Below are 15516 nucleotides of genomic sequence, written 5' to 3' on the forward strand. Positions count from 1 at the left end.
TTACGAACGTTTACCTGCCTCCTCAGAAACCTTCATCTACCTTGCGATGATTCGATTGATGTTACGCAAGCTAGCCTGAGTCTTTTGCAACCTCTTCCGTATTTCTAAACATCCTCTTACAGGCTATCTTGCAAAATCTCTGATCTTGCCTACGTTGTATGGCAATGCATGACTCTGCCCCCTTTCCCGGCTGACCAGTTCTTCTTCCGGAGCCATATTAAAAAAGCCCTGCCTCAGTGAGACAGAGCCTTCGATCGCTTTATTGAAAGCCTTATCGATCAAGCAAAACAAGGCAATATTAGCCGCGATGGTAGGGTTATCGCTTTGGTGAGAGCATCATCATCATGTTGCGTCCTTCGCGCTTGGGAGCCTGCTGCACTTCAGCTACGCTGTCCAAATCTTTTGCCATGCGCTTGAGCAGTTCTTCAGCCAGGTCGCTGTGCTGAATTTCTCGCCCGCGAAACATAATTGTTGCTTTAACCTTGTCGCCGGCTTTGAGGAACTTCTCCGCCTGGTTTACCCGCACCTGATAATCGTGATCCTCGATCTTGTAGCGCATCTTCACTTCTTTCACATCAGAAGTATGCTGCTTTTTGCGAGCTTCACGCGCTTTCTTTTCCTGCTCAAACTTAAACTTGCCATAGTCCATAATGCGGCAGACTGGCGGATCTGCTTTGTCGCTAACTAGTACAAGGTCAAGCTCTTTTTCTTCGGCAAGGCGCAGGGCATCGCGGGGGACCATAATTCCGAGCTGTCCACCATCGCTGTCAATCACACGGATCTTGGGGAATCGAATTCGTTCGTTGATTGTCGGTAAATCTCGACTGGGTTTGGTCAAAGCCATGTGTAGTTGATGTAAGTCCTCAGATTCAGTAGAGTTCGTTTCAGTTACAAAGGTTTAATCAGTTCCAGATCTATTTATTCCAGATCTATGCTCGAATCGAGCAGGTCTTTAAGATCTTTCTCAGCCATTGCAACTGCAATCTAGCGATCGATGATACCAACTATCCTTCCACGCAAACAGGGGAAGATAACAACCTATAGTAAATCCCCTAACTAAAAGTGGAACTATAGATTTGTGAACTATATTCTAGCCATCTCAATCACCCCTCTGTCTACTGTCGATCGAGTGATTTAACATTTAAGCCCTGGTTATCAAATGCGATCGAGCGCGCCCGGAACAGAGCATTAGTCCAGTTGGTCAAGCCGTTGATCAGGCAAGTCAATCCCACAAGTCAGCATGAAAAAACTGTTTCGCACCGGGCTAAACCAGGGAGCAACCCTGCTCGACTGGCTGCTGCAAAAGCCCTGTCCCTTATGCGATCGGCTTACCGCGTCTGCGCTTTGTCCGGACTGCTGGCATCAGGTCGATCGGTGCCAGGTGGGTTGTTCAGCGCATTTTTCCTTAGACTGTCAGCCAACCGGACAACTTCAAGAAATTTCGGTATTTACCTGGGGAAACTATGGCGGTGCGTTAAAACGGACGATCGCTGCCTTGAAATATCACAACCAGCCACAGTTGGCGCGTCCGCTCGGCGATCGACTCGCCCAAGCCTGGCTCAAGACTTTGCCGAACGTTGAGCCGCTTTCGATCGTTCCGATTCCGCTTCATGCCGAGAAACAGCGGCAGCGTGGGTTTAATCAGGCAGAACGGCTGGCAGAGGCATTTTGTGATCGAACCGGGCTGCCCTTGCAGCGAGAAGGCTTAATCCGAGTGCGATTGACCGAAGCCCAGTTTCGGCTGACTTCCACAGCCCGGGAACAAAACTTGAGCAACGCTTTTCGAGCAGGACGATTTTCGCGATCGGCTCCGTCCAGGGTTTTGCTCATTGATGACATTTACACCACGGGAGCTACGGCGAGAGCGGCGGTTCAAGCCCTGCAACAACAGCAGATCTCTGTATGGGGAATTGCAGTCGTTGCCAGATCGCAAATTTCAGCTCGGTCGCACGATCGGGCAGGTCGGCGGATACTCTGAAGAACCAAAAATCGGAGTGGGATCAAGTCCGGCGATCTGATGAAACTGTTCGGGCGTGATCGTGCTGACGATCGGCTGGCTTTCCCAGTCTTTGAGTTTCTGGTGCGCCTGAGTTAAAAACTCAATGCCTCTGACCAGGGGAACGGTAAGCCAGCGATCGATCAGGGTTTCGATCAGGGCGAGTTCAATCAAAGGTCGCGGATACTGTTCCAGCAGGTCGTTCAAATAGCTTTCAAACCCATTTGTTTCTGCTCCATCCAGGTGATAACTATTGACAATATGTCTAATGCGCTGCTTGCTAATCTGTTCCCAGAGTTCCATTGCTACTTAACGATTCAAATTGAAGATTCACACTGCTATTTCATACTGCTGATCCAAACTGCATTAAACGCACTTGGTTCAGGATTGTGGATACGCTTCGAGTCCGACTGATCTTTACCTTTTATACCTGATGTTCCGCAGGAATAGACGAACTGATGCGGATAAAAGCTACAGATCTTACGACTTTAAGCAACTTTGATGAATGGCTTGCTCGTTCTACAGAAGATGATCTGATTCAATTCGCGTAAAAAAAAGCGTAAGGAAATTGGGAATCAGCGTCGCGAACGCAGCGAAAAGCCACGATTATTTCTTGCAGGTGATTTATCTATACAAGGCTTCAACCTTACAATGCAAAGGAAGAACAATGCAAAGGAAAAACAAGGACAGGCTGCAACTTAACAAGCATCTTGAACAAGCCCTATGACCGGAGACGACCTACACCAACTGCTACTCACAAAATGGGGACGCTCCTTTGACGTGCAGCTCAGGCGCGTCCAGGGTAAAGTATTTTTTCAGGTAATGTGGAAATATCTGGAGCAAGCCTCTTTTCCCATGACAGAAGCCGAATATTTAGCGCATCTGGAGGAGATTGCAGGTTATCTCAATGCCTGGGGTGGGGTGGAGCAGGTTGAAAGCTACGTGGAACAAACTAAAGAACGCCCCCGCCTTGGTAAAGCCGTCAGTATCCCGATCGACTTAGGGGAGCGCGCCTCAGAATGGCTATTGGAGCAGTAGGGTAATCCTTATTAACGTCCCGACAGCTTCACCATTGCAATGCCGCCAAAGTAAAGCCCTAAAACAGCTCCCCCTAAGAGGCTTTGCGTCACGGGATCGGTCGAAGGCGTGAGCACAGCCCCCAGCACCGCCGCCGCCAACACCACATATCGCCAATTTGCGGTCATTTGCTTAGAGTTCACAATGCCAAGCAGCCCCAACAAAAGCTGAATCACCGGAATTTGAAACGCCAGTCCGGTACTAAACAGCAGCAGCAGCACAAATTCAAAATATCGATCGATCGACCAAAGCTGTTCAACTACGCCCTCACCATAGGTAATAAAGAAGTTGAGCGCAGCAGGGATCAGTAGATAGTAAGAAAAGGCTAAACCCGCAGCAAACAAAATGCTAGAGCCAAAGACGATCGGGGCAAGCAGACGGCGTTCTTTGCGAGTCAAGCCCGGCAGCACAAACTGCACAATCTGATACATGATCATGGGACTAGAAACCAGCAAGCCGCTATAGCCTGCCACTTTCAGCGACACAAAGAAATATTCGCCCGGTGCAAGCTGAAGGAATTTGACTCCCTTTGCCGGAACCTCAAGCAGTTCAACGATCGGATTGACGAAGAGAAAGCAACCCACAATCCCGATCACTGCCGCAATTAGCGCATAAAAGATTCGCTGGCGCAGTTCCTCCAGGTGGTCAAACAAAGACATCTCCACGTCATCGAGAAGATCGTCGTCTGGATCAAGATCAGCATCGCGGTCAGGGGCGATCGTGCCGATCGAAGACGGGGCAGTGGATTCATCTAGGGAATCTGAGGGAAATGCTGTCGCCGTTTCGAGTTCTGAGGGAGGAGTCATGGGCAAATCCGTTGAACCATCAAGCGAGATGCGGACAGGGGTTTCAGATAATACTAGCCTATCGCCGCTCTAGATAGATTTGCAGATTCACCCTGACCCCCTCCTAGAATTTTCTTGATCGGCTGCATCAGGAGTGGGCCTGCTCTAGCCGCAGTTCTTCAATGAGCTGCTGAAGCTGCTGCTGATTTGCTTTGTACACTTCGCTACAAAAATGGCAGGTGGCTTCTGCCCCTTCGTCTTTGACAATCATGTCTTGCAGTTCGGTTTCGCCCAAAATCTTGAGTGCGCCCAAAACACGATCGAATGAGCAGCCGCAGTGGAAATGAAGCATCTGGGTTTCCGGGAAGATTTGCAGCCCTTCATCGCCCAGCAGGTCTTCAAAGATTTGGGGCAGCGATTTGCCCGCCTGAAGTAGGGGAGTAAAGCCAGCCAGCGCACCCAGCCGTGATTCTAGCTTTTCCACCAGAGCCTCATCGTTTGCTGCCTTGGGAAGCACCTGAATCAGAATGCCGCCTGATGCTGTCACGCCTTCCGCCCCGACAAACACGCCTACAATTAGCGCAGAGGGAGTTTGCTCCGATCGCACTAGATAATGCGTAACGTCATCGCCAATCTCGCCAGAAACAAGCTGCACCGTACTGGAATAGGGATAGCCATAGCCAATATCGCGCACCACATACAGGTAGCCATCGCTGCCCACTGCACCGCCCACATCTAACTTGCCTCTCGCATTCGGTGGCAATTCAATATCAGGGTTATCTACATAGCCGCGCACTGTCCCATTTCTGCCTGCATCAACCATGACCCCGCTCAACGGACCATTGCCCTTGACGCGGATATTCACCCTTGCTTCTTCCTGCTTCATGCTCGATGCCAGCATCAGCGCCGATGACATCGTTCTCCCCAGGGCTGCGGTCGCCACATAGGACAACCCGTGCCGCTGACGGGCTTCTTCTGTCAGACGAGTCGTAATCACCCCGACCACCCGAATTCCACCGTCGGCAGCTGTTGCTCGAATTAGTTGATCTGCCATGAAAACCCTATACACTTCTTAACGGTTTCTTTCTATATTTTAAGGGGCTGGATCGATCATCGCTGCCGCAAACGCTGCGGATCTCCCCCTTCCGCACTACGGAAAGCACCTCCTCCCGGCCTCAAAGCCTAGCCGACCTCCCCTCATCCCCTTTCCCCCTCCACCCCTCTCCTTATCTCCCCACCGATTGCAGTTTGGTTTAAAGTGCAAAAAAGGAACCTCGATCGCCAACAAACAGGAAATCAAAATGGCTGGGACGCTGAAAGAATTTTTAGAAGCCTGTGAATCGCTGGGACTACTGCGAATGATCGTGACCAGTCGAGCAGCAGTGCTAGAAGTGCGGGGGACGATCGAAAAATTGTTTTACGCCGAGTTGCCCAAAGGCAAATACGCCAATATGCACCAGGATTTATTTGAGTTTCACCTGAACATGGATTTGATTACCCAGGTGAAGTTTGAAACTGGGGAAGCCAAGCGCGGTAACTTTACGACCTATGCCATTCGCTTTGTCGATGAGCAGGGCGACAACATGCTGAGTCTCTTTTTGCAGTGGGGCAAGCCCGGAGAATACGCACCCGGACAAGTCGAAGCCTGGGAAGCGTTGCGAAATCAGTACGGGGATGTATGGCAACCGGAGCCAGTAGGAAGTTTGTAAATGCTAAAGCAGTGGAGAGGACGACTGATTTGGCTGGGTCTGCTGGTGCTATTGTGGCTGCTTTGTAGCGGTACGGTTTTGGCAGACCCGTTGGGCGATCGCTTAACTCAGTTTCCCAATTGGCAGGGTAAACCGATCGCAGAACCTGCGCAGGGCAATTTAGCTTATCCCGATTGGTTTGCAGGCGAATGGACTGTAACGACAACGCTGGTTGATCTGGTAGCTCCGTTGGCTCCTGATTTGGTTACGCCTGGTTTTGAGAGTAATCGTCAGTTTCTCAATCAGCCTGTCACGTTTCCGGTGCGCTTTGTTTCGGCTCAGCCCCGAGGTTGGTCTGCCTTTTTACCCATCGTTTCTCGAAGTCCTGAAATTGTCTCCGATCGTGCCTTTAACGGGCTCAGCCTTGCCAGAGCCTATCTGGGCGATCGATCGGTGCTGTCCGTGAAGGTTGATCCACAAAACCCCAATCGCCAGATCACCTTACTGCGAGGCGATGCAAAGCACTTCCCTCTTCAGGGTAATCGTCAGCTCGTTTCCACCGTGACCAGACGATCGATCGAGCAGCCTGCTCCCGATCGCTTTGTCACCACAGAACTGTTTCAGCAGGAGTTTCGCGGCATGCCCCAGCCTTACTTTAATGAAGTAGAAAATACGACTGCCTACACTCGCCAATCCACAGCCTTGTCTGATGAGCCGCTGATCACCGCCGATCAGGTTACTGCGGTCTATCTGTCGCCGCAAGACCCCAACTATTTCAAGACACTGCCCTCTGCTAATCCGCTTGGAACCTCGCGCCCGGTTGCACTGTATCGCTACCGCATGGAGTTTCGCCAACCTCAGGACCCTGCTGCCCAAACTCCGTTTTCCTCGTGAGCCTGCGCTGCTTCGCGAGTTGCTGCCTCAGCCCCAAATGTGACTTTCTGATAGGGCAAGGGTTTCCCGCCTCGCGTCACCTGATGAATCCACCAGTGAGTATCTGTCCGTACCTCCTGAAAGCCTGCCCTGTGCATCCAGTCATCAACACTGCCCCGAGCAAAAGCTTGAATATAAGGCTCTTCAAAGATTTGCATTAGCCATTCAGTTTGGCGCAGCGTTTCCTGATTACCGTCCAAGATCAGCACCTCACCGCCTGGTTTCAGCAGACGGAAGCATTCTTGCAAAATGGCACAAGAGACGATTGGTGGCGTTTCGTGAAACAGCAGCGATGCAGTCACTAGATCAAAGCTGGCGTCAGGAAATCCGGTGTGTTCGGCGTTGCCCTGCTGATAGGTAATCTTCAGTCCGGCTTGCTGGGTGCGATCGTCTGCCACGACGAGCATATAGGGTGACAAATCCAGTCCAATCACGTCGGCTTGCGGAAATGCTTGTTTGAGCAGCAGTGTAGTGGAGCCAGTGCCACAGCCCAAATCCAGAATCCGGTGGGGACGACAGCACACGCGATCGATTAAACCCTGACGCACCCATTCCTCATTCGGCGGCAAAACGTAATGCGTAATCGGGTCGTAGGTCACGGCTGCCCCAACCGTTAGATAACCACCTTTAATCCCGTGGAAATTCTGCGACTGGTAATAGTCGGGATACGCTACAGCGGGCTGGCGAAACCGATCGCACTCCTGCTCCCAGTTTTTACTTTGCTGATAGCGCAGCAGTGCCTCGCGATCGATCAGAAAGTTACGAAAAATCGGCGCGAGAAATCGCTCAAAAATTGTGTCTTGTTGCGTCATTCAAGCCTCCTGAGGTAGTGAAATTTGCAACCTGAATGGCGTAAGGCGTCCTGATGTAGTGCGTACTACGTGCTAGGATGCGCCCTAAAATGCGTACTCAATCAATGCATACTTAATTAATGGAGGAGCAATGGAGGAATCTCTGAGCCCAGTGGCGCACTGCTGATCAGGCATACAGTGAGGCGACATATTCTCCATAGCCGTTATATTTTAGCGTTGGCTTCTCAGTCCAGCTAAATTCTGCCTCTGCACCGACAAACCGTTCCTGCGACTGCGACCAGCGCGGATGAGGCACAGCCGGGTCAACGTTGGATTCAAACTTGTACTCACTCGGACTCAGTGTGTTCCAGAAGGTAGCAGGCTGACGGTCTACAAACTCAATTTTGACGATCGACTTCGCGCCCTTAAAGCCATACTTCCAGGGAAGCACTGCCCGCAGGGGTGCGCCGTGCTGTTTCGGCAGCGTATGCCCGTAAACCCCGACTGCAAAAAACGCTAGCTCGTTTGCCATCTCGTCGAGCCGCATTCCTTCAGTATAAGGAAAGGGAAGAAACTGATTTGGCGGAAAGAGGGGACCGTAAGTGACCTTCGGGTTGTAGTAGGAAGTAAAGCGCACAAACTTTGCCGCAGCGGTGGGTTCTACGGCTTGAATCAGCAGATTCATCGGAAAGCCTACCCAGGGAATTACCATGGACCAGGCTTCCACACAGCGAAAGCGATAAATGCGCTCCTCTAAAGGAAACCTGCGGGTCAGGTCGTCCAAATCAAATGTCTGGGGCTTGCTGACCAATCCAGTGACTTCAACCTTCCAGTCATCGATCGGCAACGCTCGTGCATTTTGCCAGACTGCAGTTTTCGTGCTACCAAACTCATAAAAATTGTTGTACGTTGCGGCAACTAGTTCATTGGTCAGTGGACGATCGACCTGAGCAAAAGCTGGATTCAGCGTTACAGCAAGCGACTGGGTTCCGGCAATGGCAGCCTGGTCGAGCACTTTTTGTTTCTGACAGCCAATCAAGGGCAGCGCAGCCCCCGCAATTCCCGCACCTGCCAGCCCTTTCAAAAAACGCCGTCGATTAAAGAAAGCAGATTCGGGAGTGACGGTGCGCTCCGGCAACTGCCAGCTAGGAGGAATCCGAATCAAAGCCATAGCAACGTGCCGATTAGAAAGACTTTACATTCCTCAATATAGACTGATTTTTCAACAGATTTCCTGCCTTCCTCTATAAAAACGTTTGGAAAGGATCCCTCAAGCTGGGTCAAAGCCTATCTATCGTAAAGCAGGTTTAGACGGTATATCTTGAGATAGTTTTCCGCAAAAAAATATTCAGTAATATTGATAGCAAAGCAGTGGAAGAAAATATAAAAAAGAACAAAGAGCAACACAAAAGGAAGGAGCACCAAAGGAAGTGCAGCAAAAAAGCGAGATCGATATAGACCCCGCTTGCTTGCCTGGATAGCTTTCTCCAGAAATAGAGTAATGCTAGATTACCTTGCTTGCACCATCTTGTGGTTCAATAGTGTTCAATCCCAACCTGATTTAAGGAATTACAGTTCACCTGATTCAGATTTACGATCACCCAGCCTATACAGGCAATTACCAAACAACCGCCTCGATTGAGCTGAACAGGAGCGATTATCTTGCTTCAAGCTGTAGAGATTGAATTCTTAAGCCAGGTGATTGAGATTGCCAGCAAACCCAAAGATAGGCTCTCACTTGGACTATGCTAGTGAGTCCCAGCACCAACCGGAATGTTTTCACCGTCCTCTTCCAGAACCCGAAGGCTTGGAAACAGGAAGTGGTTTTCCTCCACATATTGGGCACCGAAAAGACCTTTCTCTGCCCAGAAGTAGCGATCGGTGGTATGCTCATTACGCTTAACCAGAAGCAGGGCAGGAGGCAGAATACCCTCAGCCTGAATAAACTTCCGAGCCGCAGTAACGGGCTTTTCTTCGCCGCTTTCAATGCTGTACTGAGGCACTAACTCAAGGATTCTCCGTCCTTCCAGGCGACGGCGACTTTTACGCTTACGTCTTCTTGCCAACCTCTCTACCTCCTCTCTTCTCGACGCAGTAGGATTTTGTGTAGTCAGGGTTTAATGTAACTAGGTTAATGTAACCAGGATTACAAAATACTAAGACCCTGCAAAGTATATCCGCTTAAGTTTGAAATTTCAACTTTTTTAAGCGATTGATACAGAATCTAAAGAGAATCTATACCTCACATATGCTCTCATAATCACCCAGGGATTTCAAGGGAGCCGTTACCGTCCGCAAGATTTCTGAATAAAATAGTTGAAAAGCTGATGTTTCCAGGCTTTAGGCTTTATTGTGGATAGCTACAGGATAAATTTCCCGGAAACCCGGCTTGGTTGAGGAACTGCGTCATTTTGATCAGTTTTTAATCTTTATTAGACAATTTCTTTGTTTCGGTCAGATTCATCTTGATGTAGTGACTCTCGCTTCTCTAAAGTTTTGTAAACAATCGTTTTGTAGAAGTTTTGTGAACAGCCGTTTTGTGAATAATTGTCGAGACATTCATGCTGTCGCCTGCTAGCCCCGAATTTATTGCCCTCTGTCGATCGCAAATTCAACTGCTGACCGAGGGGTTGGGGGCAGTGCTGAGTATTGTTTACTTAACTGAAGAACTTACTGAACTTGCAGATGCGCCGCTTGTTCCGATTGCTGCTTACCCGGAAGGCGTCATGCAGTGGAGTAATGAGCAAACCCTCAGCCTGATGCGAGGAAACCGAGTTAATTTGGAACAGCCGAAACTTGCGTCTGAAATTTCCTCAACTCGTGCCCCGGTCACAATCGATGAAACTGCTCTGCCGCCGCTTCAAATTGCGGAACGCGCCCTGCTCCGCCAGCAGCAGTCTGTTTTGCCGCTGATGCACGAAAATGTGGTGATGGGGCTACTGATTACGGCTCGGCTCGATCGCCCCTGGACCGAAAATGAACAGGAGCAAATTGAACAAATTGCCCATACCCTGGCGATCGGCTGTCTGCTCGACCAGCGGGCACAGTGGGCAGCGCAGGATATGCGGCAGCTCCGTCAATTGCATCATCAGCGGCAGGATGTATTTGATACTCTGCTGCATCAGTTTCGCAATCCGCTCACGGCCCTTCGCACGTTTGGTAAGCTGCTGCTAAAGCGACTCCGCCCCGAAGACAGCAATTACTCCGTTGCAGAAGGCATTATCCGTGAAAGCGAACGTCTGCAAGACTTGCTGCAACAGTTTGAAGTCGCTCTGGACTGGGAGCAGCCCAGTTCACCACCAGCAAAAATTGCGCCTGGGGTAACTCCATCCCCAAATGCCTCAGACTCCTCTCCCCCTGCTCTGACCAGCAGCAAGTCGCCGCTTTTGCTTCCAGGAACCAACTGGGTCACGGGAGCTTTGCTTCAGGTCACACCCCACGCGCTGACCGAAGTGCTGTCACCGCTACTGAGTTCTGCCGATGCGATCGCTCAAGATCGACAGTTAATGCTGCATTCCTCGATCGCTACGCCGCTGCCGCCCGCTTTGGTAGACCCGAAGGCACTGCGCGAAGTGCTGACTAATCTGATCGACAACGCCCTAAAATACACGCCAGTAGGCGGAGCTGTTTATGTGGGAGTGCTTGCCTACGCGAATCATCAGCAGGCAATCGTGATTGCTGATACGGGACCGGGTATTCCGCCGGAAGATCAGGCGCATCTGTTTGAACGGCACTATCGCGGCGTCCAGGCAAAAACCGACATTCCCGGAACCGGGCTGGGACTCGCGATCGCCCGTGACCTGGTGCGGCAAATGCAGGGCGATATCGAAGTGTTTAGTCCAATGAAGCAGTGCGATTTTATTCCAGCCGCCATGCTTGCCCAGACCGATGCTGCTCATTTGGGAACGGCGATCGTGGTGCGTCTACGGCAGGCGGAGCAAAACTGAGTTACTTCATAATGGCTTTCACTCGATCGGCAATCCGAATCGCCAGCGCAATAATTGTCAGCGTTGGATTTGCATAACCGCTGGTTGGAAAGACTGAACTGCTGGAATGTGCAGATTAAAAACCCCGTGAACGCGACAGGTAGCATCGACTATGCCCTGCTTTGGACCGTCGTGCATCCACGTTGTGCCCATATGGTGGTGGACGCTGGGTAAAAACATTTGGGGTGTGCCGTGATCGAGTTCAAGCCGCAGTTTGCCGTGCCCCGCTAAGCTGAACCCTGATCTAGAGCAGGAGCTAAATCAGGTTGAATCGCTGAAGTTGGGACTCGATCGCTCCCGGTAAAAATTTATGCAGCTCTGTTTTATTGCGATACACCAGACGGTTGCCGCTGGGTAAATCGAAAGGAAACTGTCCAGTGATGTCGGGGCGTTCCATCTGGGTCAGGAGGATTTGCTCGGTGCGTTTGCATTGCAGTGCGTAGCCCATCTCCACGCAGACTTTGGGACTGGGGACAGGTTGGGGCGGCGTGCTGTCGAGCTGAAAAATGGGGGTGCCGTCTGCGATAAAAATCAGGCTCTTCCGAATTTTTCGCATCAGGGTACTGTTTAAGCGAGCAGGCCCATCCGTCAAACGATGAGACTCCTCTAACATGAGAGGAAAGCGCGATCGACGGTTGGTTTTTTCAAGAATGCTGTTAAGCTCATCGCGGAGCAACTCGCCCGACTCGGCAAATTCGGTTTGATAGCAAAGAAAGACGATCGGCTCTAGAGAAGCCATGACATCTTGCTTTGTAAAGTAGATTTCATGGCTAATCAAGTCAATATTAGAAATAGCGTATCCACCACTGCCTTCAATATAAAACTCAACGGTTTCGCCATCTAAATACCGCTGAAACCACTCGGCTTGTTTGACTTCTTCGCTGTCTTCTAAAAAATCAGCTCGCAGTGCAGACTTTAACAAACTATTTTTGCTTAGGCGCAGATCGTGAGGACGTTTTTCCAGCTCTCGCGCTGGCTCATACTTTTGCAGATACCAAGCCTTGACAGCAATAATTGCCATGTGTTTTCCCTGTGTCTCTCGTTAAACCCCTGAAGGCAGAGCTTGTCTTTAAGCGTGCCTTTAAAGTGGTAACAGCACCCGCGCTATAGAATTGCTGAGTGATTTCCCCCCTTCATATAATTCTATCCAGAGTTGTCCTGATCGAACCATGAATGCCAACACTTAAACGGTGCAGACTCAATGGAAGCCAGAGACATTACTCTCTGATATTTACTAGAGGAAATATCAACAAACTGCCGGATGCTGTTACGGTTAAACGAGACAGATTCAATAGATACAGAGTTTTTACCTCTTTGTATTTGACTTGTCTAGCTGATTGGATCTGCCAGGGAAGCTTGGCTGCTTCGATTTCTAATATAGTCTCTTTTTCAGGCGGCTTCCTGCTCTGATATTAAAGTTTACTTTTAATAGAAAACAGCCGCATTGTTTGTAAACGCGATCGGGCAGGTTAGGGAAACCTCTCGCTTGCCGATGTCAGCTTATTGAGTGAATTATGGGCTCTAGCAAAACAGTTTCCGCCTGTCGTTCAACACAAACACACAGCAGTCACCGATCGATCTAACGCTAGGGTTTACCGTTTCAAAAGACTTCCTTAAGACGCTGGTTACAGGAGAAGAAATGCCAAACTGTGGGGTAGCAAACGAATTGACGAGAAGAATTGTAAGCTGCAATATTTATCACTGTTTCTTTACGATCGGCGTTAGCATTTACTTCCTGAATTAATACAGATTTGAAAAAGAACTGATAAAAATGACTTGGATTCACGCTAGGTTAACGTTAGAGGCAGTTTGAAGAGCCGCAAAGCTCCTGCATTTCCCCCCTAAATTCCGCATTCTTGGGGGCTTTGAGCCGGAAGAAAGCCAAAAGTCTCCTAGGGCTGAGGAACTTTGAATCAAACCCGAATCGGCAAGTCCCCCACTGGTGGAGGTTGGGAGGCGAATGCAGGACGGCTGCTCCGGCTGAAACAACCTCTTGTACCAACTGCAACGCAAACGATCGACTGAATTCTAACCGTGGCACGAGTTTTCCTGCATCAAATTAGCCGCCGCTTTCGTACGGCAACCGCGATCGAGCAAATTACCTTTGAAGTTCCCGACGGGCAGTTTTGGGTGCTGGTGGGTCCATCGGGCTGCGGCAAGTCAACCATTCTTCGGACAATCGCCGGATTAGAGGCTGTCACCGAGGGCAGTTTGTATATTGGCGATCGACTGATGAATCAGGTTCCGGCTCGCGATCGTGATGTGGCAATGGTGTTTCAAAACTATGCACTGTATCCACACATGACCGTGGCGGACAATTTAGCGTTTGGCTTAAAAATGCGGGGCAGTCCGTCGCATCAGATTCGTCTTCAAATTGAAACCGTAGCGCGATCGCTTCAGATAGAGCACTTGCTCGATCGCAAGCCAGGTCAGCTTTCGGGCGGACAGCAGCAGCGAGTGGCACTAGGACGGGCGATCGTGCGGCAGCCGCAGGTATTTTTGCTAGATGAGCCGCTTTCCAATCTAGATGCCCAACTCCGGGATGAAACCCGCGCCGAGCTAAAACAGCTTCATCAGCAGTTTGGCATTACCAGTCTCTACGTGACTCACGATCAGGTTGAAGCCATGACTCTTGCCGATCAGATTGTGGTGCTGAAGCAGGGCAAAATTCAGCAGATTGGTACGCCGCAGCAGGTTTATAGCCAGCCAGCGAATCAAATGGTCGCGACCTTCCTGGGGAATCCGCCAATGAATCTTTTGCTTGCCACTTATGCGGAGGGACGGCTTCATTTGGAGAATCAAATCCTTTCCTGTCCCGATCGCTGGCGATCTCTCTGGAAATCTGGACAGCAGATTAACCTGGGAATTCGTCCAGAGCATTTGTCTTTATGCTCAGCTGATGAGGCAAATTCTCTCTGGGTCGAGGTGCAGCTTGTGGAACCGTTGGGACGCGAAATTCTGGTGCGATCGATTTTGCCAGATGCTCAAACCACTGCCCCAACAGATGCCCCAGCCCCAATTCAGTTTCAGGTAATGCCCTCGGTGCAGATTCGACCGGGCGATCGGGTGTCACTCCAGCTGGATTTTGATCATCTCCTGGTCTTTGAGCCAGAGACGGGCAAGCGATATTGTTAGAGCAACATTGTTAGAGCAATATTGTTAGGACGATAGAGGCGTCATCATCGGACTTCTGGAGTTTGCTCTCTGACCGTTTTGCCTGCCGTTTTGCTTGGCGTTGGCACGGTTGGCATCCAGTAACTCGACGTTAAAGCGATAGCCAACATTACGAACCGTTTGGATCAGATTCGGTTGGCGGGGATCAATTTCAATTTTTTTCCGCAGTGCCAGGATATGGGTATCGACCGTGCGGTGATTGTCGATCTCGTCGGGCCAGGCTCTTCGCAGCAGCTCCGATCGCGACAGGGGCATTCCGTCTGCTTGAGCCAGAACGTAGAGCAGGCTAAACTCCTGGGGAGTCAGGTCGATTAATTCTCCCTTAAACTGAACTCGTCGCTGCACTAAATCGATCTTGAGGTCGCCATAATCTAGAGAGGCAGGAGCGGCAATCGTCCGACTGCGACGGGTTAAGGCTTCGACCCTGGCAAGAAACTCCTGCATTCCGAAGGGCTTTGTCAAATAATCATCTGCGCCCGCCCGTAGCCCTCTGACAATATCGGCTTCGCTAGTTCGCGCCGAAAGCATCATCACCAAGACCTGGTGCTCCTGATGCAGCCATCGACAAAACTCAACACCATCTCCTTCAGCCAGATCGGCATCAAGAATTACAAGCTGGGGCTGGCGGCTCAAAAACACCTCTCTTGCCTGCTGAAGGTCTGCCGACTGGTGCACACCAAAGCCGACCTGCTGCAAATGCCAACCTAGCAGTGATCGAAGATGAGGATTGCCTTCAACGATTTGGATATAAACCAATCCCACGGCAGCGTTTTCTCAAGAGGGGACTGAGAAGCTTCATAAATCCTTTAAAATCAGATCAGGGTTGAAGCAACTTTCCTCAAAGCTAACAAAGCCTTTGTCAGGGTTTTGTAACGGTGGTTACTTAGCCTCAACGAATCCGAGCGGTTGGACAATGAATCTTCTCAGGGGCTGATCTTTTGAAGTCCTTTTATAGCAGAACCGCGTATCAAACCAAATCGCAAAACATTCTGAGCGAATGGTTAACCGACAAAAATGAATATCGCAGACCGTAAAGCAGGATAACTTTATTTTTAGCCCAGTTTCAATCAGTTAGCGCAATTCAAC

At 50.2% G+C, this 15516-nt stretch carries 16 protein-coding genes; 6 read left to right on the plus strand and 10 right to left on the minus strand.

Annotated features, from left to right (window positions below; translation table 11 throughout):
- Nucleotides 1-316 precede the first annotated feature (316 nt).
- The gene (gene infC / locus H6F80_RS24825; protein ID WP_190794191.1) at nt 317-844 is read right to left on the minus strand and encodes a translation initiation factor IF-3; all 528 of its coding nucleotides are present in this window, start codon (nt 842-844) and stop codon (nt 317-319) included.
- Between the two features lie 396 nt (nt 845-1240).
- On the opposite strand from infC, the gene H6F80_RS24830 reads away from it, so the two are divergent.
- Complete coding sequence (locus tag H6F80_RS24830) at nt 1241-1978, plus strand: ComF family protein (protein WP_190794192.1); 738 nt, start codon at nt 1241-1243, stop codon at nt 1976-1978.
- Here the strand turns inward: H6F80_RS24830 and H6F80_RS24835 are convergent.
- Entirely contained in the window at nt 1937-2299 is a 363-nt protein-coding gene (locus H6F80_RS24835; protein ID WP_190794193.1) for a hypothetical protein, read from the minus strand. The two genes, H6F80_RS24830 and H6F80_RS24835, sit on opposite strands and share 42 nt — an antisense overlap.
- Nucleotides 2300-2719: 420 nt before the next feature.
- On the opposite strand from H6F80_RS24835, the gene H6F80_RS24840 reads away from it, so the two are divergent.
- Entirely contained in the window at nt 2720-3034 is a 315-nt protein-coding gene (locus tag H6F80_RS24840; protein ID WP_190794194.1) for a DUF3067 family protein, read from the plus strand.
- 11 nt (nt 3035-3045) lie between these two features.
- On the opposite strand, the gene tatC is transcribed toward H6F80_RS24840, so the two are convergent.
- Nucleotides 3046-3879: a twin-arginine translocase subunit TatC gene (gene tatC, locus H6F80_RS24845; protein WP_190794195.1), complete on the minus strand. Its 834-nt coding sequence runs from the start codon at nt 3877-3879 to the stop codon at nt 3046-3048.
- 127 nt (nt 3880-4006) lie between these two features.
- Entirely contained in the window at nt 4007-4912 is a 906-nt protein-coding gene (gene hslO / locus H6F80_RS24850; RefSeq protein WP_190794196.1) for an Hsp33 family molecular chaperone HslO, read from the minus strand.
- Nucleotides 4913-5159: 247 nt separating this feature from the next.
- Here hslO and H6F80_RS24855 point away from each other — a divergent pair, with 247 nt between their 5' ends.
- On the plus strand, nt 5160-5567 hold the full coding sequence (locus tag H6F80_RS24855) for a ChuX/HutX family heme-like substrate-binding protein (protein ID WP_190794197.1): 408 nt from the start codon (nt 5160-5162) through the stop codon (nt 5565-5567).
- On the plus strand, nt 5568-6440 hold the full coding sequence (locus H6F80_RS24860) for a DUF6816 family protein (protein ID WP_190794198.1): 873 nt from the start codon (nt 5568-5570) through the stop codon (nt 6438-6440). It abuts the gene before it with no gap.
- Here H6F80_RS24860 and H6F80_RS24865 read toward each other — a convergent pair.
- From H6F80_RS24865 to H6F80_RS24875, 3 genes are all read right to left on the minus strand, one after another.
- On the minus strand, nt 6404-7291 hold the full coding sequence (locus H6F80_RS24865) for a class I SAM-dependent methyltransferase (RefSeq protein WP_190794199.1): 888 nt from the start codon (nt 7289-7291) through the stop codon (nt 6404-6406). The two genes, H6F80_RS24860 and H6F80_RS24865, sit on opposite strands and share 37 nt — an antisense overlap.
- Nucleotides 7292-7457: 166 nt before the next feature.
- Nucleotides 7458-8441, minus strand: coding sequence for a protein-methionine-sulfoxide reductase catalytic subunit MsrP (gene msrP, locus H6F80_RS24870; protein ID WP_190794200.1), 984 nt, complete (start codon nt 8439-8441; stop codon nt 7458-7460).
- Between the two features lie 577 nt (nt 8442-9018).
- Nucleotides 9019-9336: a DUF3155 domain-containing protein gene (locus H6F80_RS24875; protein ID WP_190794201.1), complete on the minus strand. Its 318-nt coding sequence runs from the start codon at nt 9334-9336 to the stop codon at nt 9019-9021.
- Between the two features lie 495 nt (nt 9337-9831).
- Here H6F80_RS24875 and H6F80_RS24880 point away from each other — a divergent pair, with 495 nt between their 5' ends.
- On the plus strand, nt 9832-11217 hold the full coding sequence (locus H6F80_RS24880; protein WP_190794202.1) for a sensor histidine kinase: 1386 nt from the start codon (nt 9832-9834) through the stop codon (nt 11215-11217).
- Nucleotides 11218-11274: 57 nt separating this feature from the next.
- Here the strand turns inward: H6F80_RS24880 and H6F80_RS30080 are convergent, their stop codons facing one another.
- Together H6F80_RS30080 and H6F80_RS24890 are read right to left on the minus strand one after the other, a co-directional pair.
- Nucleotides 11275-11436 carry a GMC oxidoreductase gene (locus tag H6F80_RS30080; RefSeq protein ID WP_347277923.1) on the minus strand — a complete coding sequence of 54 codons (162 nt, stop codon included), beginning with the start codon at nt 11434-11436 and terminating at the stop codon, nt 11275-11277.
- Nucleotides 11437-11512: 76 nt separating this feature from the next.
- Nucleotides 11513-12277 carry a hypothetical protein gene (locus H6F80_RS24890; protein WP_190794203.1) on the minus strand — a complete coding sequence of 255 codons (765 nt, stop codon included), beginning with the start codon at nt 12275-12277 and terminating at the stop codon, nt 11513-11515.
- Between the two features lie 1013 nt (nt 12278-13290).
- Between H6F80_RS24890 and H6F80_RS24895 the strand changes: the two genes are divergently transcribed.
- Nucleotides 13291-14391, plus strand: coding sequence for a sn-glycerol-3-phosphate ABC transporter ATP-binding protein UgpC (locus tag H6F80_RS24895; RefSeq protein WP_190794204.1), 1101 nt, complete (start codon nt 13291-13293; stop codon nt 14389-14391).
- Nucleotides 14392-14415: 24 nt separating this feature from the next.
- On the opposite strand, the gene H6F80_RS24900 is transcribed toward H6F80_RS24895, so the two are convergent.
- Nucleotides 14416-15192, minus strand: coding sequence for a winged helix-turn-helix domain-containing protein (locus H6F80_RS24900; protein ID WP_190794205.1), 777 nt, complete (start codon nt 15190-15192; stop codon nt 14416-14418).
- Nucleotides 15193-15516: the final 324 nt, after the last annotated feature.

This window comes from Leptolyngbya sp. FACHB-711 (assembly GCF_014695615.1).
GTDB lineage: Bacteria > Cyanobacteriota > Cyanobacteriia > Elainellales > Elainellaceae > Leptolyngbya_A.